The 20,946-nt window shown below is 40.1% G+C and carries 16 protein-coding genes; 13 read left to right on the top strand and 3 right to left on the bottom strand.

The window, feature by feature from the left end; genetic code table 11:
* Nucleotides 1–74 precede the first annotated feature (74 nt).
* From ACUN24_RS23705 to ACUN24_RS23685, 5 genes are all read left to right on the top strand, one after another.
* The gene (locus ACUN24_RS23705; protein WP_445564761.1) at nt 75–2,741 is read left to right on the top strand and encodes a valine--tRNA ligase; all 2,667 of its coding nucleotides are present in this window, start codon (nt 75–77) and stop codon (nt 2,739–2,741) included.
* A gap of 272 nt (nt 2,742–3,013) precedes the next feature.
* The gene (locus tag ACUN24_RS23700) at nt 3,014–4,369 is read left to right on the top strand and encodes a Gfo/Idh/MocA family protein (protein WP_445564760.1); all 1,356 of its coding nucleotides are present in this window, start codon (nt 3,014–3,016) and stop codon (nt 4,367–4,369) included.
* Nucleotides 4,370–4,467: 98 nt separating this feature from the next.
* A complete protein-coding gene (locus tag ACUN24_RS23695; protein ID WP_445564759.1) occupies nt 4,468–5,832 on the top strand; it encodes a 3-keto-disaccharide hydrolase in 1,365 nt (454 codons plus the stop codon).
* 127 nt (nt 5,833–5,959) lie between these two features.
* Nucleotides 5,960–7,153: a Gfo/Idh/MocA family protein gene (locus tag ACUN24_RS23690; protein WP_445564758.1), complete on the top strand. Its 1,194-nt coding sequence runs from the start codon at nt 5,960–5,962 to the stop codon at nt 7,151–7,153.
* Nucleotides 7,154–7,508: 355 nt separating this feature from the next.
* Entirely contained in the window at nt 7,509–7,724 is a 216-nt protein-coding gene (locus ACUN24_RS23685; protein WP_445564757.1) for a hypothetical protein, read from the top strand.
* A 490-nt stretch (nt 7,725–8,214) separates the two neighbouring features.
* Here the strand turns inward: ACUN24_RS23685 and ACUN24_RS23680 are convergent, their stop codons facing one another.
* On the bottom strand, nt 8,215–8,673 hold the full coding sequence (locus ACUN24_RS23680) for a type I restriction enzyme HsdR N-terminal domain-containing protein (RefSeq protein ID WP_445564756.1): 459 nt from the start codon (nt 8,671–8,673) through the stop codon (nt 8,215–8,217).
* Between the two features lie 251 nt (nt 8,674–8,924).
* Here ACUN24_RS23680 and holA point away from each other — a divergent pair, with 251 nt between their 5' ends.
* The 3 genes from holA to ACUN24_RS23665 all read left to right on the top strand — a co-directional run bounded on the left by holA (nt 8,925) and on the right by ACUN24_RS23665 (nt 13,425).
* Nucleotides 8,925–9,944 (top strand): DNA polymerase III subunit delta, encoded by a 1,020-nt coding sequence (holA, locus tag ACUN24_RS23675; protein WP_121287101.1) that lies wholly within the window; start codon nt 8,925–8,927, stop codon nt 9,942–9,944.
* A gap of 702 nt (nt 9,945–10,646) precedes the next feature.
* A complete protein-coding gene (locus ACUN24_RS23670; protein ID WP_445564755.1) occupies nt 10,647–11,390 on the top strand; it encodes a hypothetical protein in 744 nt (247 codons plus the stop codon).
* A 7-nt stretch (nt 11,391–11,397) separates the two neighbouring features.
* On the top strand, nt 11,398–13,425 hold the full coding sequence (locus ACUN24_RS23665) for a plastocyanin/azurin family copper-binding protein (protein WP_445564754.1): 2,028 nt from the start codon (nt 11,398–11,400) through the stop codon (nt 13,423–13,425).
* Between the two features lie 1,073 nt (nt 13,426–14,498).
* Here ACUN24_RS23665 and ACUN24_RS23660 read toward each other — a convergent pair.
* The gene (locus tag ACUN24_RS23660) at nt 14,499–15,119 is read right to left on the bottom strand and encodes a class I SAM-dependent methyltransferase (RefSeq protein ID WP_445564753.1); all 621 of its coding nucleotides are present in this window, start codon (nt 15,117–15,119) and stop codon (nt 14,499–14,501) included.
* A 159-nt stretch (nt 15,120–15,278) separates the two neighbouring features.
* Between ACUN24_RS23660 and ACUN24_RS23655 the strand changes: the two genes are divergently transcribed.
* The 4 genes from ACUN24_RS23655 to ACUN24_RS23640 all read left to right on the top strand — a co-directional run bounded on the left by ACUN24_RS23655 (nt 15,279) and on the right by ACUN24_RS23640 (nt 18,623).
* Entirely contained in the window at nt 15,279–16,271 is a 993-nt protein-coding gene (locus tag ACUN24_RS23655) for a helix-turn-helix domain-containing protein (protein ID WP_445564752.1), read from the top strand.
* A gap of 773 nt (nt 16,272–17,044) precedes the next feature.
* Nucleotides 17,045–17,605 (top strand): RNA polymerase sigma factor, encoded by a 561-nt coding sequence (locus ACUN24_RS23650; protein WP_445564751.1) that lies wholly within the window; start codon nt 17,045–17,047, stop codon nt 17,603–17,605.
* The gene (locus ACUN24_RS23645) at nt 17,586–17,855 is read left to right on the top strand and encodes a hypothetical protein (protein WP_445564750.1); all 270 of its coding nucleotides are present in this window, start codon (nt 17,586–17,588) and stop codon (nt 17,853–17,855) included. The genes ACUN24_RS23650 and ACUN24_RS23645 overlap by 20 nt, the downstream gene beginning before the upstream one ends.
* Nucleotides 17,856–17,933: 78 nt before the next feature.
* Complete coding sequence (locus tag ACUN24_RS23640) at nt 17,934–18,623, top strand: ATP-dependent Clp protease proteolytic subunit (RefSeq protein ID WP_121287330.1); 690 nt, start codon at nt 17,934–17,936, stop codon at nt 18,621–18,623.
* 747 nt (nt 18,624–19,370) lie between these two features.
* Here the strand turns inward: ACUN24_RS23640 and ACUN24_RS23635 are convergent.
* Complete coding sequence (locus tag ACUN24_RS23635) at nt 19,371–19,904, bottom strand: hypothetical protein (protein WP_445564749.1); 534 nt, start codon at nt 19,902–19,904, stop codon at nt 19,371–19,373.
* A gap of 450 nt (nt 19,905–20,354) precedes the next feature.
* On the opposite strand from ACUN24_RS23635, the gene ACUN24_RS23630 reads away from it, so the two are divergent.
* Nucleotides 20,355–20,891 carry a hypothetical protein gene (locus ACUN24_RS23630; protein WP_445564748.1) on the top strand — a complete coding sequence of 179 codons (537 nt, stop codon included), beginning with the start codon at nt 20,355–20,357 and terminating at the stop codon, nt 20,889–20,891.
* Nucleotides 20,892–20,946 lie beyond the last annotated feature (55 nt).

Here is a 20,946-nt window from a genome sequence, read left to right as displayed (position 1 = left end):
AGTCTTTCAGCTTTCCACTTGCTTGGCTTTGGTCTTTCAGCTTAATTAGCTATTTTTGAATTTTTAATACATTCATGAGCATATCCACCAAGTACAATCCTGCAGAAACAGAAGATAAATGGTATAGCTATTGGCTATCTAAAGAGTTTTTTCATTCAGAACCCGATGAACGCGAACCTTACACCATCGTAATTCCGCCGCCAAACGTCACAGGCGTACTGCACATGGGGCACATGCTCAATAATACCATTCAGGATGTATTGATCCGTAAAGCCCGTATGCAAGGTAAAAATGCATGTTGGGTACCCGGAACTGACCATGCCTCTATTGCAACCGAAGCAAAGGTTGTGGCGATGTTAAAAGAACAGGGAATCAATAAAAAAGATCTCTCTCGTGAGGAATTTCTGAAATATGCCTGGGAGTGGAAAGAGAAATACGGCGGTATTATTTTAGAACAGTTAAAGAAATTAGGTGCAAGCTGCGATTGGGACCGTACCCGCTTTACCATGGAAGAAGATCTTTCTGAAGCGGTTATTGATTCGTTTATTCATTTATATAAAAAAGGGTGGATTTACCGGGGTATCCGTATGGTTAACTGGGATCCGGCTGGTAAAACAGCCGTTTCTGATGAAGAAGTGATCCGTAAAGAAGTAAACCAGAAACTCTATTACATTAAATACCTGATTTCGGGAACCGAAGACCAGTTTTTAACTATAGCGACTACGCGTCCGGAAACGATTATGGCCGATGCGGCGATCTGTATTAACCCGAACGATGAGCGTTTTACGCACCTAAAAGGTAAAAAAGTTTTCGTGCCTCTGGTTAACCACGAAATTCCGGTTATTGAGGATGAATATGTAGATATTGAATTTGGTACAGGCTGTTTAAAAGTTACACCTGCGCACGATTTAAACGATTATGAACTGGGCGTTAAACACAATTTACCGGTTACTGATATCTTAAACGATGATGGAACTTTAAATGAATTAGCCGTTATTTTAGTGGGCGAAGACAGGTTTGTTGCGCGTAAAAAAATTGCCAAAATGCTGGAAGAAGCTGGCCATTTAGAGAAAGTGGAGGATTATAAATCGCAGGTCGGTTTTTCTGAACGTACCGATGCCGCTATCGAACCAAAACTTTCGATGCAATGGTTTGTAAAGATGAAAGAGATGGCGCAGCCAGCTTTGGATGATGTATTGAATGGCGAGGTAAACCTGATCCCAAATAAATTTGAAAATACCTACCGCCACTGGATGGAAAATGTTCGCGATTGGAACATTAGCCGTCAGTTATGGTGGGGGCAAAGAATCCCAGCCTGGTACGACGATAAAGGAAATTGGGTAGTTGCCAAAACCAAAGATGAAGCATTAGAAGAATTCTGGAAGAAAAAACATTTAGATGAAAGCTGCTCAGAAACGGAAAAAGCTGGATTCAAACATCAGTTAGAGCCATTTTTAAGGCAGGATGATGATGTGATGGATACCTGGTTCTCATCATGGTTATGGCCGATTTCAGTTTTCGATGGATTTAAAAATCCTGAAAATAAAGACATCAACTATTATTACCCAACCAATGATCTGGTTACCGCACCTGAAATCTTATTTTTCTGGGTAGCACGTATGATTATGGCCGGACATGAGTTTATGGGCAAAAAACCATTTACCAATGTGTATTTAACGGGTATTGTGCGCGATAAATTAGGACGTAAAATGTCTAAATCGCTGGGTAACTCGCCAGACCCGATTGGATTGATTGAAAAATATGGTGCTGATGCCGTTCGTGTGGGGATGTTAATGTCTTCACCTGCTGGTAACGATTTAATGTTCGATGAAAGCTACTGCGAACAGGGACGTAATTTCGCCAGCAAAATCTGGAATGCTTTCCGTTTGGTAAAAGGATGGGAAGTTGACGAAAATCTGGTTAACCCGAATACTCAGGCCATATCCTGGTTCGAAAACCGCTTTAACGAAGCGTTGGTAGAAATTGAAGCTAACTTCAAACAATACCGTCTATCAGAAGCATTAATGATCACTTACAAACTGGTTTGGGATGATTTCTGTGCCTGGTATTTAGAAATGGTTAAACCTGCTTATCAGCAGCCAATTGATGCGGAGAGTTACAAAGCAACTATTGCGTTCTTCGAAAATATCATCAAGTTATTGCATCCTAATATGCCTTTTATTACTGAAGAGTTATGGCATGATGATCTGTTTGCCGATCGTGGCGAAATGGATTGCTGTATTGTAGCCGAATTTCCGAAAGGCGGAACTTTTGATGAACAATTATTGAAAGATGCCGAGGTAATTAAAACTGTGGTGGCCGAAATTAGAAATGTAAGGAACCAGAAGCAGATTTCGCTTAAAGAAGCGTTGCCGTTAAGCATTAAGGTAAATTCTGATCTTGATTATGAAAAATGGCTAAATATCGTTTTTAAACTGGCCAATGTATCAGAAGCTGAAATAGTAAACGATAAAATTGTTGGCGCAACGGCTTTTATGGCAGGGAAAGATGAATTCTTTATTCCACTAACCGAAAACGTTGATGTAGAAGCAGAACGCGAACGTTTAAATGCCGATTTAGTTTATTTACAGGGCTTTTTAAAGTCGGTTGATGCTAAATTGAGTAACGAACGTTTTGTACAGAATGCAAAACCCGAGATTATTGCCAATGAACGCAATAAAAAAGCTGACGCTGAAGCTAAAATCAAAATTATTGAAGAAAGTTTAGCGGTTTTGGGCTAATAATAATCTCACAGACCTATAAGGTTTTTAAAACCTTATAGGTCTTAAATAATCCCTTTAGAAAAAAATCTAAAGGGATTTGTCTTTTCTACCCAGTTGTCATCTTTTCCACATATTCCTCATCTTCCATTCCACATCTTCCATTTCCTTTCTAAATTGTTACCAAAGCTCACCTTTTTATTAAACTAAAAGTCCTAATTTGGATGCTGTTAAACATCTTATAAATCGTTTAACGCATAAGCTATCTAACCTTATTTAAACCGTTTTATTCTATGGAAAATTCCAGAAGAAAATTTATTAAACAATCAGCAGTATTTGCTGCAGCAACCTATGCAGGTACCATGGGCATGAGCGCCAAAAGTTATGGACGCATCATCGGTGCAAATGATCGGGTACGTGTTGGTGTTGTTGGATTTTCTGATCGCTTTAAAGACACCCTTTTGCCTTGTTTCCTGAACCACAACAAAGAACTCAATTTCGATATCGTTGGTCTTTCTGATTTATGGAACTACCGCAGAGATTTAGGAATTGCCCATTTAAAAGAAAAATTTGGTCATGATATTAAAGCCTGCCGTAACAACGATGAGCTTTATGCTACAAAAGACCTTGATGCCGTAATTATCAGTACCGCCGATTTTCAGCACGCACTTCATACCATCGAGGCGGTAAAAGCCAATTGCGATGCGTATGTAGAAAAGCCTTTTGCCGAAACCATGGACGATGCCAAAGCTGCATTTAAAGCTGTTAAGGCCAGCAAGCAGATTGTGCAAATAGGTTCACAAAGAAGAAGTGGAGAAAATTACATCAATGCGGCAAAATTTATACAGGATGGAAAATTCGGGCCGATCACTGCTGTAGATTTAGTGTGGAATGTAAATCAGCCAGGCAGGTGGCGCCGACCAGATTTAGTAGCTAAATTAAAAGAAGAAGATATTGATTGGAAAAGGTTTTTGTTAAATCGTCCGAACGAGGCTTTTGATCCGAGAAAATATTTAGAATACAGATTATTCTGGCCCTATTCGTCGGGGATGCCCGGTCAATGGATGAGCCACCAGATTGATACCGTGCATTGGTTTACCAATTTAAAACATCCGCGAAGTGTAGTGGCAAACGGCGGTATTTACACCTGGAAAGATGGCCGTAGAAATTGGGATTCGATGGTTGCCGTATTCGATTATGGCCAGCCAGATACTACCGATGGCTTCCAGGTTACTTTTACTTCAAGAATGCAGAACAGTGTAGGTGATGTAGGCGAGGTTTATTACTCGAATGGTGGCGAGCTCAACCTGATTACCAATAAAGTATCGCCAAAAGGTGGTTTAAGGGAAAAAGAAGCTGCAGCCATGGGATTGAAGGCTAATCTTTTGCCTGAATTTGATTTAAGTAAAACCGAAATTAAAGCAGCAACCGGCGCCAATATGGGAGGTGATGGATTAACCTCAGGCCACATGCGCAACTGGATGGAATGTGTGCGCAGCCGTAAAACACCAAACGCACCTGTAGAAGCTGGTTATTCACACTCTATTGCCAATATCATGACCAATGCTGCGGTACGAACAGGTGCAAAAGCAGTTTTCGATGAGGGCAGACAAGAAGTAATCGCAAACGGAAAAGTATTTAAATATTAAAATAAAAATATCGTCATTGCGAGGCACGAAGCAATCTATTTAGCAAAAAAGATTGCTTCTTCATTCTTCCTCGCAATGACGGCAAGAAAAAAACTATCATGTTAAATATCAAAAAATATAGTATTCTAGCCCTTTCCCTGATCAGCCTGTCAGCCGCTGCCCAAAAAGCAAAACCATTATTTGATGGTAAAACACTTACCGGCTGGAAAGCTGTTGCAGGTGCTGCTCCATACAAGGTTGAAGATGATATGATTGTGGGAACAATGACCAAAGGCATACCAAATTCATTTTTAATCACCGAAAAAGAATACGGCGATTTCATTTTGGAACTGGATGTGAAACTTGAGGGTGAAACTACTAATTCTGGCGTGCAAACCCGAAGCCATCTTAAACCAGAGGGAAATAATGGTAAAGGATTGGTTTTTGGAAGGCAGGTAGAAATAGACCCTACACCAAGAGCATGGACAGGTGGAATTTACGATGAAGCCAGAAGATTGTGGTTATATCCTTTAGAACTTAACCCATCGGCAAAATCCTTGTATAAAAAGAATGCGTTTAACCATTATAAAATCGAATGTATCGGTAACGAAACCAAAACCTGGGTAAATGGAACGCCGGTTGCCTATGTGATCGATACTTTAGATCGATCGGGATTTATCGGTTTGCAGGTTCATGGTATTGGCAATAACCTCGATAATGATGGCAAGAAAGTTTATTTCAAAAATATCAAAATTCAAACTGAAGGGCTAAAGGCCAAAGCTTTCCCAAAAGGAATTTACACGGTTAATTTAACGCCTAATACTTTATCTGCTTACGAAAAATCGGAAGGTTATAAACTATTGTTCGATGGTAAAAGCAGTGCAGGTTGGGTTGGTGCTTATAAAACTGCTTTCCCTGCTAAAGGATGGAAAATTGCCGGTGGTGTAATCAGCGTTGAACCATCTGGGGGCGCAGAATCGACCAACGGCGGCGATATTGTAACCAAAGATGAATATGCTGCTTTTGACTTATCTTTCGAGTTTAAGCTAACGCCTGGTGCCAATAGCGGTGTAAAATATTTTGTTACCCTGAGCGAAAAAAATAAAGGTTCGGCCATTGGCCTGGAATACCAGGTTTTAGACGATGAATTACACCCTGACGCAAAATTGGGCAGAGATGGAAACCGCACTTTGGCATCCTTATACGATTTAATGACTGCTAAAAAAGAAGCTCGTTACCTGCGCCCAATCGGCAGCTGGAACAACGGACGTTTGGTAGTTTACCCAAATAACAAAGTAGAGCATTATTTAAATGGGGTTAAAGTGTTAGAATATACACGTGGCTCTGAAGAGTTTAAAAAACTGGTTGCCATTAGTAAATATAAAGACTGGAAAAACTTTGGCGAAGCGCCGAAAGGACATATCCTGCTGCAGGATCATGGAAATAAGGTGGATTTCAGGACCATTAAAATCAAGAATTTATAAGTTTTTGATTTGAAAATGAGTACAAATAGCCTTGAAATTTAACCACAGATTTTATCTGTGTATATCCTTTTTATCTGTGGTTAATGTTTTACCTATAAAGAATAAAATATTATAATACCATTATATCATGCATCGTCGATCTTTTGTTAAAACATCAGCCCTAATAGGTTCCGGTTTATTTTTGGGCAATCAGGGTTTTGCAAATTTAGGAGCTGGTGAAATCATTAATGTGGCCATGATTGGTTGTGGCGATCGCGGTAAAGGAGTTTTGTCGGTAATAAAATCAATGCCTGCCAAATATAATATCAAAGCCTATTGCGACTTGCTCGATTTCAGGCTTAAAGAGGCCGAAAAGTATGTTCCAGCCGATGCAAAAGCCATTAAAGATTACCGCAAGGTTTTGGATGATAAAACAATCAACGCGGTTTTTATTGCCACACCTTTAAGCGAACATTTCAGGATCGCCAAAGATGCGGTGCTTGCCGGTAAACATGTGTATGTAGAAAAAACCATGACTTACAATATTACACAGGCACTTGAACTTAAAAAGCTGGTTAAACAATATTCCAACCAGGTTTTTCAGGTGGGCTATCAGTATCGTTATTCGCCTTTGTATTTTAAGGTGAAGGATATGATCCAAAGTGGTTATTTGGGTAAGGTTAGCCAGATCGATTGTCGTTGGGACCGTAATGGTAACTGGCGCAGGGCGGTTCCGGATCCGGCTTTGGAACGCAAAATTAACTGGCGTATGTACAAGGAATATTCTGGCGGATTAGCAGCTGAACTGTTATCGCACCAGATTGATTTTATCAATTGGGCTTTCGAAACCCAACCTGATGAAATTATGGGTTCGGGAGGCATAGATGTTTTTAAAGATGGCAGAGAAACTTATGATAACATACAAGCCATTTTGCGGTATAATGAAAAAGGCATGATTGGCAACTTTGGGGCCACTTGTGGCAATGCGCACGATGGTTATCTGTTTAAAATAAAGGGTACCAAAGGTTCGGTTTCTTTGCTTACCAATACCGGCTTATTTTATCCTGAAGAAAGTACCAAAAAAGAGTTAGGTATTGTTGATGGGGTAACCGGGGCAACAAAAATAGTGGTGAATAAAGACGGCGGAATCCCGATTCTAGATAAAGCCACCATAGATGGTACAAATTATGCGCTGGATGAATTTTACAAATCGATAACCACCAGGAAAGAACCTGCATCAAACATCAATACCGGAACCCAGGCCGCTATTTGCGTGGCCATGTGTAACGAGGCAATTTATAGCGGTAATAAACAGGTTTGGAAGAAAGAATATAGCGTTTAGATCATATTCTCTTTTGTCATTCTGAACGAAGTGAAGAATCTTTAAGTTTCGGTCGGTGAGACACCAACCGATAGATGAATATAGAGTATAGGAATTATCGTCTAATACAGTCTGCAAAAGATCGTCATTTCGAGCGGAGTGCAACGCAGTCGAGAAATCTGTCAAGATAGATCTCTCCGTTCCGCTGAGCTTCAGTCGAGATGACGAGTTTTATAAAAAAAAGCCTTCCAAAAAAAGGCTTTTCATTTTTCTATATTTGGTGCTCCACCTACCAGAGAGAACTATTATTCTATTTTCATTTTGTGGACGCCGATTAAATTTCGGTTGGTGAGACACCAACCGATAGATTAAAATCGTGGTGAATAAAGACGGAGGAATCCCGATTTTAGATAAAGCCACCATTGATGGTACAAATTATGCGTTGGATGAATTTTACAAATCGATAACCACCAGGAAAGAACCCGCATCAAATATCAATACCGGAACCCAGGCCGCTATTTGCGTGGCCATGTGTAACGAGGCGATTTATAGCGGTAATAAACAGGTTTGGAAGCCGGAATATAGCGTTTAGATCATATTCTCTTTTGTCATTCTGAACGAAGTGAAGAATCTTTAAGTTTCGGTCGGTGAGACACCAACCGATAGATTAATCTTTAATGCTCATGATTTTTTTGGAAAGCAATTGTTGTGGTTGGTTTAAAGTTAGTCCTGCTTTTCATTACAAGTCCTCGCTGCGCTGTGGGCTTTACATTTCAATCAGGTTTAGATTCGGAAGGCTTTTGCTGCTATTGAAGGTTGAATAGCATGATTCAGAAAGAGCGCTATTCCTGCTCTTTGCAACCCCTAATAGCAATGCTGACTGTGCAACCTAAACCCGATCAAAGCGAGATGCCAATTTTTTCAATTGGCAGAAGCGGGAGCGGGACTGAATAAACCTAAATGCTACTGTTCCTGCTTTCCAAAAAAAGCATTACAATACATTGATACCTTTTTAAGATTGCTTCGTGATTCGTAATAACGGTCAATAAAGATCCTTCGTGCCTCAGGATGACAAATACTGCTTATAGTCCCAAATATTCTGGCATTTCTTCTACAAAATTAAAGCTGCCCTTTTCCGTATCCATCCTGGCATAAACATGTTGCAAGCCATTGGTTAGCACAATCCACCTGGCCTGATGTATCGAATTATACCGCGAAGCCTGATCAAAAACTGATTGTGTAATTTTTACCTTTGGTGCCTTACATTCAATTAACATCAGCTTTTCGCCAGCGGTATTGTAAACCAAAATATCGCTTCGTTTTTGTAATTGGTTTAATACCAAACCACCTTCAATCTGGATTAACGTACGTGGAAATTTCTTCTCTAAGATCAGGTTTTGTATAAAATGCTGACGCACCCATTCTTCTGGAGTAAGTACCAGGTGTTTCTTTCTCAGTTCATCAAAAATAAATACCACATCGTCCTTTTGAGTAATTTTAAATGGGTAGGGTGGAAGGTTAAGCGGAGTAGGAGTAAACATTTTCTCAGTTAGCGGTTTTCAGTTGGCAGTTGGCAGTTTGCAATTTTCGGTTTGCAGTTAACAGTTGTTTGTCTCTTAACAATGCAACAATAAAACAATTTATCAATTATTGCAGCTTCAAAGGTAGTTAATTTTGGATTATGAGATGAAGCCACCAGTCTACTGTCTCAAATCTCATATCTAACATCTCACATCTATAATTTATAAACATTTACCCAAATCCTTAAACCTAAATTGTAATTTTACAGGCAATGACTGCTGCCGAAATTATTAAAGATATCAAAGCCCGGAAATTCAAGCCTGTATACTTATTGCATGGTGAAGAATCTTATTACATTGATCAGGTGACTGACTATATTGAAGATAAGCTGCTGAACGATGCCGAAAAAGGTTTCAATCAAACGGTTTTATATGGAAAAGATACCGATATGGCTACGGTTTTGGGTGCTGCAAAACGTTACCCGATGATGTCCGATTATCAGGTGGTGATTGTTAAAGAAGCGCAGGATTTAAAGTGGGGCAAGGAAGACAGTTCAAAAGAAGGCGAATTTGTACTCAATTATTTCGAAAAACCGCTGCCCAGTACCATTTTGGTGCTGGCCTATAAATATGCCAATTTCGATAAACGTAAAAAAATCTATAAAGCCATCAATAAAAGCGGATTGATTTTTCAGTCAGATCCTGTGCGCGATTATAAACTGGTGCCTTGGATCGAAGAATTTATCAAAGAAAAAGGTTACAAGATCGATCAGCAGGCCTCGGCTTTAATGGCCGAATATCTGGGTACCGATCTATCCAAAATTGCCAACGAGATCGAAAAGTTAATGCTCAATGTTTCGAAGGAGGTAACCATTAATACCGATCTGGTTCAGAGAAATATAGGCATCAGTAAAGAATATAACGTTTTCGAATTGCAGAAGGCACTGGCCATCCGCGATGTGCTAAAGTGTAATAAAATTATCAATTACTTCGCCAGCAACCCTAAAGCCAATCCAACAGTAATGGTTCTGGCCAATTTAGGCGGTTATTTCACTAAACTTCTTAAATACCATTATATCCCTAATAAGGCCGATGCTGCATCAGCATTGGGTGTACCGCCATTCTTTATTAAAGATTATGAGGTGGCTGCAAGAAATTATAATACAGGAAAAGTTTTCCAGGTGATCGGTTTACTCCGTGAATATGATTTAAAAAGCAAGGGATTAGATAGTACCGGAAATGTTGATGATGGAGAACTCTTAAAAGAACTGGTTTTCAAGATCGTTCACTAACCACTAAGCGACAGCATATTCTGAAAATAATGCTTTTTAAAATATGTTAAGCGAAAATTACCACATAAAGCTCACAACAAGCTGAGCTCAACATTACAAACCCATCCTAAGATCATCATTTCAATCTTAGCGGAGAAATCTACCTGCGCTAAATCCTTAATTATTGTGGGTTAATCTGATAACAATATAAGATTTTAATGATTAGTCTTCTAGCTGCTGCTCTGTCTCATTAAGTTAAGGGGATAGATCACAAAAAGATGTCACCCTGAGCGTAGTCGAAGGGCATTTTATTTGCAATTATCAATTTCAAGAGTCTTCACTACGCTATCAATGATAGATTTAAAATCGACTGAAGCGCAGCGAAATGGAGAAATCTTTGAACTATGTTATCCTTGCTATAAAGATTGCTTCGTCGGCTGAAAAAGCCTTCTCGCAATGACGATCCCTTGGGGAGATTTATTTCCATTAAATGCCACTGTCATTTATATTGATTTTTATGAAATAAATTAACCCTTAGGCTGACTACCGCGGAGCTTAACTTAATGGCATTGAGCTACTGCTACCGTTTGCATTTAAGTTTAATATTCTGAAAATTAATATTTTGCGTAGTTTATTGATAATTGTTTTAACGGAATTTTTGTAAACTGATATGCTAATGATATATTTGTTATGCAACCGATTGTTTTGTTGCTTCTTAACCAGATGAAAATTATGATCTATAAACGAATGATGTGCTGCCTGGCACTTCTCACCTGCTGTGCAGCCTATTCTATGGCCCAAAATGTTAACCCTTATGTCATCAACGTAGCCAACAAACCCTATTTATTGCGAAGTTTCCTGATGTTTGAAGGAAAAAAACGTACCCATGTGATTTCTGTAGGTACGCCCGAAAAGGTAAACTATGCTTACGATTTAAAACAGGGTGCCTTGCTGGAGGTATGGCGTGGAGATTTTATAGATGCGACCGAAATGTGGAAAGACAGGGGAGAGCCTCAGCTCGCCAAACCTTTAGGTACTGTTTTACCGCTTTCTGCAGCACCTGCCCTTGCAGCACTGGCTGATAAGGATGCTGCATGGCCAGATTCTATCGCTTTTGACGACCTTCAAAATAAGGGTTATGTTTTAGATAAAAGCAAAATGCCTACATTTTTGTACGCGGCTAACGGCGCCAATGTAACCGATAAAATAGCTGTTTTAAATGGTGGCACAGCACTAAGCCGTACCATTAGCATTAGCAACAGCAAGCAGCCACTTTATTGTCGTATTGCAGTAGGGCCAGGCATTGAAGCACACAAAAACAATACTTATACCGTTGGCGATAAAGCTTATACCTTAAAATTGGCTGATGGCACAAAAGCTTTTATCAGAAAAACCCAAAATGGCAAAGAACTACTGGTATTGCTGGCCAATGCTACCGATTCGTTAACCTATTCACTAACCTGGTAATCAAGACATGAAAAAATCAACATACTTATTGTCTCTTTTGTTACTGGGCACTGGTCTGGTAACGGTAAAAGCACAAACACAAACAGAGAAACAGATTTATCCCATCGTAACTGTTCCTATCCCAAAAGAGATAGCACTCGAAGTTGGTGGAATGACCTTTTTACCTAATGATGAGCTGGCTGTAGCTACCCGCAAAGGTGAAGTCTGGATTATTACCAACCCATACATGAAAAATGGGCAACAACCCAAATACCGCTTGTTTGCGCACGGCATGCACGAAGTATTAGGCTTAAATTATATCAAAGGAGATATTTACCTTACCCAGCGCGCTGAGATTACGCGCCTGCGCGATCTGGATGGCGATGGAGAAGCCGATGAATATAGCACCATGTACTCGTGGCCATTATCGGGCAATTACCATGAATATGCGTATGGCCCTATGCTGGATAAAGATGGCAACATGGTGGTAACACTTAACCTGGGCTGGATTGGTTATGGCGCCAGTTTATCTAAATGGCACGGCTGGATGCTTAAATTCACCCCTGATTTTAAGTTAAAGCCTTTTGCAACCGGTTTCCGCTCGCCTGCAGCAATGGCGCTAAATAGCGACGGTGAAATATTTTACGCTGAGAACCAGGGCGACTGGGTAGGCTCGGGCAGCATTACCCATGTAGAGGAGGGCGATTTTGTCGGCAATCCGGCGGGTTTATTATGGTCGGATGAGCCAGGTTCTCCGGTTAAGCTGCACAAGAAAGATATTCCTGATACCGGCGAACCCGAATTCGAAGTTGCCAAAAGGGTGCCGGGACTAAAAACCCCTTCTGTATGGATTCCGCATTCAATTATGGGTAACTCAACATCTGGCATCCTGAATTATTCAGAGAATGGCAATATGGGGCCTTTTAAAGGGCAACTTTTTGTAGGCGACCAATCGCAGAGTAACATCAACAGGGTATTTTTAGAGAAAGTTAAAGGTGTATACCAAGGTGTGGTATTTCCCTTTCGCCGTGGATTTTCTTCGGGCATTCTCAGGATGAACTGGGGCTCGGATGGTAGTATGCTGGTGGGGATGACTTCAAGAGGGTGGTCATCAACGGGCAAGGCCGAATACGGGCTGCAGCGTTTAACCTGGTCTGGTATTATGCCATTTGAGGTACAAACGGTAAAGGCCCAGCCCGATGGTTTCGAGCTTGAGTTTACCATGCCGGTTGATGAAAAAACAGCCCGCGATGCAGGCGCTTATAAACTCTCCACTTTTACCTATAAATACCACCACATTTATGGTAGTCCGGTAATCAATCAATCGGCACGCGGCATCAAAGCCATTGTAGTTTCTCCTGATCATAAACGGGTGCGGTTGGTGTTGGATAGTTTAAAAGAAGGCTACATTCACGAAATTAAAATGGAAGGGTTACGTGCCGAAAATGGCAACATTCCTTTATTGCACGATTATGGATATTATACCATGAACAAGATTCCCGATGGAGAAAAGGTGTTGCTAACTGCCGAAAATAAACCGACAGGCAACGCGCAGGCGGCACACCATATGGAGGGCATGGACCATCACCAAATGGGCAATATGCCAGCAGCTGGTGGCGCAGTTAAAGGTAATACCGATGTTGGGAAACATGTTACCGAACAACCAGAAACCTGGACTAAAGGGCCTGATAAAACTATTGTATTAGGCACCAAGCCAGGGCTGAAGTTTGATATTACCAATATTACCCTTAAGGCTGGTACCAAAGTAAAATTAACCTTTAAGAATGTGGATGATATGTTGCACAATTTTGTGCTTACCACACCTGGATCGGGCAATGCGGTAGGTGAAATGGCATTGAAAATGGGCCTTGATGGCGAAAAGTACTATTTTGTTCCGGCAACACCTAAGGTGCTGGCCTATACAGTATTGTTGCAGCCTGGAAAATCGGATACGATTTATTTCACAGTACCTAAAACACCTGGTACCTATCCTTTTATTTGTACCTATCCAGGCCATTTTATGGTAATGAAAGGCCAGATCAAAGTGATTAAATAATATAACCGCTTAACAGAAGCAATGTCAAAAAGCAGATTGAATGTTGATTTAAACATTTAATCTGCTTTTTTTATGCGTTAATTTTAATGTCGTTGCTTTGTGTAATGCTCCCGATAGAAAGATCGTCATTGCTGTGACGATCCTGCGAGGAGATTTATTTCCATTAAATTCTACTGTCATTTATATTGATTTTATACAATGAATTACCCCGCTATGTCCGTAGTTTAAGCATAGCGTCTTTATGGATGCAAGAATAAAATTAAGTTTATAAACTCAATTAAAACGAATCACAGACTCTTTTCTATTATCAATCCGTAGAGCCCTTCGGAACGCTACGGACAGACACAAACAAATTGCATTTCTGCTGCCCGTGCCAAAAACTACGAAGCTTTTTTTGCCTGCTTCACCATATTTTTTTATATTAGGTTAATCAAAAGCGATGATAACCCAAATCAATCCATCTGATTAAAGATCCCCAAAAAAAATATTCCAAGTCCACCTTTACGCCACATTTACCCCACGTTTATGCCACCTTCCGGCCAGGCTTGCGTAACACCTGCTTGCACACTGCTTAACCCTTGCTTTGGTTAAGTGATACCCCTGGTTGAGATCAGGTAGATCAAAGATTTGACTCGCTTTAGATCGGCAGGTTAACAATAGCTAAATAATAGGTAAAGGGAAAGTTATCTTAAGGTATTGTTGGTGTATCACTGTGTCGGAGCAGCCCGGTTAAAGAACAATAACTGGCTGCCTGGAATTTTATTTATCCCGCGCTGTCCGTAGCGTTAAGCATAGCGACGTCTCTAAGGATACAAGAATAAAATTGAGTTTATAAACTCAATTAAAACAAGTCACAGACTCTTTTCTATTATTAATCCGTAGCGCCCTTCGGAACGCTATGGATAGACACGGAATGGTCTCGAAATATCGTCATTTCGACCGCAGTGGAGAAATCTTTTAACATAGCTCAAAGATTTCTCCATTTCGCTGCGCTTCAGTCGAAATGACGGAGAATTTTTCCCTCAACTTAATAACATTGGATTTCCACCAGGATGTGAATATCACCAGATCAACTATTGTTTCTGACCTGATACCATGATAAACGGTTTGGTGATTTCCTTTCCGTTCTGATCGATTATCGTCTCTGTTAATTTCTTTACTTCAATTTTTGCAAATCCCGATTGTTTGAAAAACGATTTTACTTCATCAATCTCGTAAAATGTAAAATCGAGCTGTGTCCAGGGCAGGCCGGCACCAAAGTTTTTTTCAACAAAGGCAAGGTTCATTTTTCCTTCCGGTTTTAATACGCGGTAGCTTTCAGATAAGTATTTTAAAGGATCAGGCCATAAATAAATGGTGTTGGCTGTGAAACAACAATCAAAGGAATTATCAGGCAAATTGAGCTCATTATCTGTTATTTTAATCAGATCTACCGGATTACCATTAGTTTCAACTATAGAAAAGGCTTCTTTTATTCCAGCTTCAGAAGAATAAGTACCCGTATAACTTAAATTCTCTGCCTTTTGGAACAGGTAAGAGAGGTGTTCGGTATTCGCAGGGCCTATTTCTAATACATTTGCATTCTTTTTTAAGGGTAAATGTTGTAAAAGTTTAAAAATTAGACTGTTTTTGGGTGGGAGAGTGTCAATTTTTTTATCTAGCGTTAATGTATTTTGGTCTTCTTGCTCTTCCATGATAAAGTGATTAACATCTTGCGGTGCATTTCGCAATTGGGGCAAAATTGAAAAATAGCTGCTGTACGCTTTTACATCAAAAGGATTTTCTTTTACATAAAATCGAATTGTGGATAACCCAATAGCATTATTTCGGCTTTTTTTGTGATAATTGCCATTATGGGAATCAATGTTGGGAAGAATTACGGGGCCTGGAAAAACGTAGGGGGCAGCTTTGATGATCTTCCCGTAAGTGGCGGATTGGTTAGAGAAAGAAAGGAGAAACACAGTTTTCCTTTTAGTGATGCAGAATTCGTGCAGATCAACATCCCTGGTATTTACATCGTGTACGGCGACATCCTGTTTAAACAACACCAGATGTATTTCAAGCCTACCTATGATGTGCCGGATATGATTAAGCTGCGTTTTACGCTCTCTGGCAATGGCACCATCTTTAACGAAGTAAATAAGCAACAGTACACCTTTAATGCTAACCAGCAGAATATTATTTACATGCCTGAGCTTGATGGTACAGGCCAATATGATACCGGCCAGAGTTACCGCTTTTTTGAGGTACATTTTGCTAAAGAAAAGTTTTTGCAATTGGCAGAGCACTCTACCAAAGCATTACAGGTTCTGGCAGATCATGTTGATACTGGTTGTTATACACAGCTTGGGGAGCACGACCTCCCTATTTCATGGGCCATGCAGCACTGTATCCGCGATATTCTCGATTGTGATTATCCGGAAGGTTTGAAGCATATGTTTATCGAATCGAAATGTATTGAACTGCTTGTGCTCCAGGCCGAAGCTTTTGAACGGGCCAATAAGCAAAAAGAACCTGCAGCTTTACATTCTGCTTATGATAGGGATTGTATTTATCATGCGAGGGATTACCTCATTGCCAATATCCACCAGCCACCATCGGTTGCAGAACTGGCTAAAGTATGCGGCATCAACGAATTTAAACTTAAACAAGGTTTTAAAGGGTTATTTGACAATAGCATATTCGGTTACCTGAGCGATTACAGGCTGAACCATGCAAAAGAGCTACTGCTTGAAGGCCTCTCCATAAAATCGGTAGCCTTTATGCTCGGTTATTCCTCTGTACAGCACTTCAGCAATGCTTTTAGAAAGAAATTTGGTTTAACTCCGGGTAAGTTGAAGGGGTAAGATGGTAATGCTTTACAGCGTGAATATTCCGCTACCGCTCTATGCCGCGGGGCATCAAACTTTTGAGGCATCAAAAGTATGCAAAAATGCTTTGTCAATCCAGCAATGAGCCTCTTGCACAATCCCATGCGCATCAAAAAAACAGTGGCACTTCGTTTTGTGTTCAATATTTTTTTAAAAATTTAAATCATCGTTATGAACACAAAACCACTGCGTTTCAGGTTTGTTAGTGCCAATTTACCTAAACTGCACCTGTTTTTTTGATTTCCCCGGCTCTTGGGATTGACGGGCGTGCTTCGGTAAGGGCTGTGTTATTTCAAAGCAAGCTAGCATAATGCCTAAACTTTCCTTAAAAGGGAATTGTCCATAAGGTAGGATTTAATATAAGGATTGGGATTGACGGGCGTGCTTCGGTGGGGGCTGTGTTATTTCAAAGCAAGCTAGCATAATGCCTAACTTTCCTTAAAAGAGAATTTTCCACAAGGGAGGATTAATATAAGGATTGGGATTGACGGGTGTGCTTTGGTGAGGGTTGAGTTATTTCAAAGCAAGCTAGCATAATGCCTAAACTTTCCTTAAAAGAGAATTGTCCCACATTGTAGTATTAATATTGCTTCGGTGAGGGCTGTGTTATTTCTAAGCAAGCTGGCATTAGGCTCCAAGCAATTTTTACAATATGTGTTTCATGTAGGCTTAAGGATAGAAAAAATAATTACTAATTTTAGGTGATATCTGATCAAAAATCCCCACATACTATATAAAACATAGTAATCATGACAGCAACATCCATCAAAGAGAAGCCCAGCCAACGCGAAGCACTTTTTATGAAACTCTACAAAGAAGCTTTTCCTTTGGTAGCAAGGCACGTAAGCAGGATGGGCGGATCATTTGAGGAAGCGAAAGATATTTTTCAGGATGCACTGGTAGTGTATTATGAGAAAGTGCAGGTTTCGGGACTAAGGCTGAAGTACCAGGAGAAAGCCTATTTATTTGGAATTGCCAAATACTTATGGATCAAACGATATCAGGAAAACGACAAACATGTTACCCTTGATTCAGTTGCTCTTGTTTTTAATAAAGAGATGGATTTGGCAGATACCGGGTACGAGGAAGTTTCTTCAGGGAAACTGATGCATTTACTGGAGCAGGCCGGACAGAAATGTATGCAGTTGCTCAGTGCTTTTTATTATGAAAAACAGGATATGGAAACATTGGCCGGGCGCTTTGGCTTTTCGGGTGCACGCTCTGCAACCGCCCAGAAATTTAAATGCCTCGAAAAAGTGAAAGAAACCGTTAAAGCTAAATCCTTAAAATATGAAGACATCGTTGAATGAGCTCCGTTTAATAGAGCAATATCTGCTGTCGGACGGTAAGGATGGAGAAAGTTTCCTGTTCGAAGCTAAAATGATCTTACAGCCTGAACTGACGCAACAGGTTTACTGGCAGAACAAGACCTACAAAATAGTGTGTGATTATGGCCGGAAGCAGCTGAAAAATGAAATCAATAACATACACGAAACGCTATTTAATACCGCTGAGCATCAAAGCTTCAGGCAAAAGGTAATGCGTTTTTTCCGCAAATAAACAATCAATTTAATTTATACATCATGCTCCATTATGGGGGCAGGGGCATCGCTATGCCTGAAATTTAAAATCAATACAATGGATATTAACAAAGAATTCCGCCTTTACGCGGTAAAACACCAGGGGTTAAACAGCCTTTATGTAGATCAGTATATGGGCAGAACTGCTGCTTATACCCTGCCTGTTGCCATGACGCCCTACATTACCGAAGAACGCCAGCTGAATGTGGCACAGATGGATGTTTTCTCGCGGCTGATGATGGACAGGATTATTTTTTTAGGGGAAGCCGTTGATGAGCGGAATGCAAATGTAATACAGGCCCAATTGCTTTTTTTGCAGTCGGTTGATACCAAAAGCGACATCCAATTGTATATCAACTCGCCTGGTGGATCGGTTTATGCAGGTTTTGGTATTTATGATACCATGCAGTTTATCGCACCTGATGTGGCCACCATTTGTACGGGCATTGCGCTTTCTATGGGTTCGGTATTGTTGTGTGCTGGTGCTGCCGGTAAACGTTCGGCTTTGCAGCACTCGAGGGTTATGATCCATCAAACCTCGGGCGGGGCAGAAGGAACCGCCATTGATATGGATATCAGGATCAGAGAGGTGTTAAAAGTACAATCGGATCTGTACCATATTCTGGCGAAACATAGCGGACAAAGTTATGAGCGGATCAATGAAATAGCCAGTCGCGATTATTGGATGAGCGCCATCGAAGCAAAGGAATTTGGAATGATAGATGAGGTGTTAACGCGTGGGGAATAGGGTTTAGTTTGATTTAAAAATGAGTTATTAAACATATGTGGCGCAAGTATTAGCGCCTGGGCCAAAAAGCGAAGACCCGACTTGTGCTTAAAAATTCTTAATTAAATCTCTGCTAAGCACAAGCCATCCAGTCCATTAGCGTAGACGCTAAAACTTGCGCTGGTAATGAACATAATTTAACCACAGATAAAAAAGATGCACACAGATATAAAAATCCGTGTTTATCTGTGTGCATCTGTGGCTAAAAACCTTAACTTAATAACATAGGGCTTGCGCTAGTGATGGATTAACCACCCCGCCCTTTGGGCACCCCTCCTAAATTAGGAGGGGAGTTTTCCCTCATAGCTGTATAAGGTAAGTGGCCAATTAAAATTTGAACGGCTATCGTGTAGCTGCTAAACCGACAGTTTCATTATATTTATCTATCGGTTGGTGTCTCACCTACCGAAATTAAGTGATATGACTGCTAGTAACCACCCCGCCCTTTGGGCACCCCTCCTAAATTAGGAGGGGAGTTTTCCCTCATAGCTGTATAGGGTAAATGGCCAATTAAATTTGAACGTTTATTGTGTAGCTGCTAAACCGGCAGTTTCATTATATTATCTATCAGTTGGTGTCTCACCTACCGAAATTTCAATAATATAACCGCTAGTAACCACCCCGCCCTTTGGGGCACCCCTCCTAAATTAGGAGGGGAGTTTTCCCTCATAGCTGTATAGGGTAAATGGCCAATTAAAATTTGAACGGTTATAGTGTAGCTGCTAAACCGATAGTTTCATTACATTCATAACACTCAACAGCATTACACCAGGCATCGCAGTCTGACAACCAATCATAAATCATTTTATATGCGGCAGTAATTTCGGCAGAAAATTTTAAGGTTGCGCCTTCAAAATCATCCTCCTGAAAGATGTAGGCATTTAATCCAACATATAATAGTTCTGAAAGATGCTCCACATCAAATTGGCCAACAGCTTGTAGGTGATAACCCAGGTTTATGGCATAACGCTGAAAGGTTTCTTCATTGGCCAAAAGTTTTGTTTTGGTAAGCAGGCTGATGATATTGTTTACATCATAAAGGGCATTGGCAATAGTAATGGGTTTGTGTTTGCCAGAGCGCGGATCGGGGCCGATAGCTGCGCTAAGCATTTCAGTAAGGAATTGATTCACATCCGATAAACTAACCATATCGAAATAGGCTTCAATCAGTTTTCGGAATTCTGTTACAGCTACCTGATTTGGGAGCTGTGTGTTTGGGTTTTTACAATTGTCGGTTTGCATAACATTGTTAAAAAAGTATACTTAGGGGCTGCAAACCGACAATCAACTCCATACAGAGATCAATTGAAAATGCGTTTCTAAAACGCTCCCCTAAGTAATATTGTTAAAAAAATGATTTGCTTATACCGTCTCTGTTATGTTAGAACTTTATTGATTATCGATTTGCATAAGCAAGATAAATACAATAAATCAATCTACAAAATATTTTTGCTCAGATAACGCATAAATGAAGGTAGTTCAGAATTTGCAGTTAACAGTTCTATCAGCGCAGTTAACAACATTATACTTGCAGTTGGCAGGTTTATACTTGCAGTTGATAGTTCTGAACTTGCAGTTCATAGTTCTATACTTGTAGTTAACAACATTATACTTGCAGTTGGTAGGTTTATACTTGCAGTTCACAGTTCTATCAGCGCAGTTAATAACATTATACTTGCAGTTGATAGGTTTATGTTTGCAGTTAACAGTTCTATCAGCGCAGTTAACAACATTATACTTGCAGTTGGTAGGTTTATGCTTGCAGTTAACAGTTCTATCAGCGCAGTTAACAAGATTATACTTGCAGTTGGTAGGTTTATGTTTGCAGTTGATAGTTCTATCAGCGCAGTTAACAACATTATACTTGCAGTTGATAGGTTTATGTTTGCAGTTAACAGTTCTATCAGCGCAGTTAACAACATTATACTTGCAGTTGGTAGGTTTATGCTTGCAGTTAACAGTTCTATCAGCGCAGTTAACAACATTATGCTTGCAGTTGGTAGGTTTATGCTTGCAGTTGATAGTTCTATCAGCGTAGTTAACAACATTATACTTGCAGTTGGTAGGTTTATGCTTGCAGTTGATAGTTCTATCAGCGTAGTTAACAACATTATACTTGCAGTTGGTAGGTTTATGCTTGCAGTTGATAGTTCTGTACTTGCACTTCAATGCGCTGGCATCAAATGGATTAATATAATGTTGTTATTAAATCATATGACAGGCTATTAATATGGCTTGATAAGGTAAAATACCATTTTTATCATTTTAAATTTTTGGTTTTCTA

The sequence above is a fragment of the Pedobacter sp. WC2501 genome, from assembly GCF_052682415.1.
The sequence above is the reverse complement of the archived record's forward strand: the minus strand, read 5'-3'. Positions and strand labels throughout refer to the sequence as shown.

Excerpts from the sequence above, each read along its gene's own strand:
- ACUN24_RS23695 (WP_445564759.1), top strand. The coding sequence starts at position 4,468 with ATGTTAAATATCAAAAAATATAGTATTCTAGCCCTTTCCCTGATCAGC.
- ACUN24_RS23635 (WP_445564749.1), bottom strand. The coding sequence starts at position 19,904 with ATGCAAACCGACAATTGTAAAAACCCAAACACACAGCTCCCAAATCAG.
- ACUN24_RS23700 (WP_445564760.1), top strand. The coding sequence starts at position 3,014 with ATGGAAAATTCCAGAAGAAAATTTATTAAACAATCAGCAGTATTTGCT.
- ACUN24_RS23680 (WP_445564756.1), bottom strand. The coding sequence starts at position 8,673 with ATGTTTACTCCTACTCCGCTTAACCTTCCACCCTACCCATTTAAAATT.
- ACUN24_RS23645 (WP_445564750.1), top strand. The coding sequence starts at position 17,586 with ATGAAGACATCGTTGAATGAGCTCCGTTTAATAGAGCAATATCTGCTG.
- ACUN24_RS23630 (WP_445564748.1), top strand. The coding sequence starts at position 20,355 with ATGTTTGCAGTTAACAGTTCTATCAGCGCAGTTAACAACATTATACTT.
- ACUN24_RS23670 (WP_445564755.1), top strand. The coding sequence starts at position 10,647 with ATGAAAATTATGATCTATAAACGAATGATGTGCTGCCTGGCACTTCTC.
- ACUN24_RS23655 (WP_445564752.1), top strand. The coding sequence starts at position 15,279 with ATGGGAATCAATGTTGGGAAGAATTACGGGGCCTGGAAAAACGTAGGG.
- ACUN24_RS23660 (WP_445564753.1), bottom strand. The coding sequence starts at position 15,119 with ATGGAAGAGCAAGAAGACCAAAATACATTAACGCTAGATAAAAAAATT.
- ACUN24_RS23650 (WP_445564751.1), top strand. The coding sequence starts at position 17,045 with ATGACAGCAACATCCATCAAAGAGAAGCCCAGCCAACGCGAAGCACTT.
- holA (WP_121287101.1), top strand. The coding sequence starts at position 8,925 with ATGACTGCTGCCGAAATTATTAAAGATATCAAAGCCCGGAAATTCAAG.
- ACUN24_RS23705 (WP_445564761.1), top strand. The coding sequence starts at position 75 with ATGAGCATATCCACCAAGTACAATCCTGCAGAAACAGAAGATAAATGG.
- ACUN24_RS23640 (WP_121287330.1), top strand. The coding sequence starts at position 17,934 with ATGGATATTAACAAAGAATTCCGCCTTTACGCGGTAAAACACCAGGGG.
- ACUN24_RS23665 (WP_445564754.1), top strand. The coding sequence starts at position 11,398 with ATGAAAAAATCAACATACTTATTGTCTCTTTTGTTACTGGGCACTGGT.
- ACUN24_RS23690 (WP_445564758.1), top strand. The coding sequence starts at position 5,960 with ATGCATCGTCGATCTTTTGTTAAAACATCAGCCCTAATAGGTTCCGGT.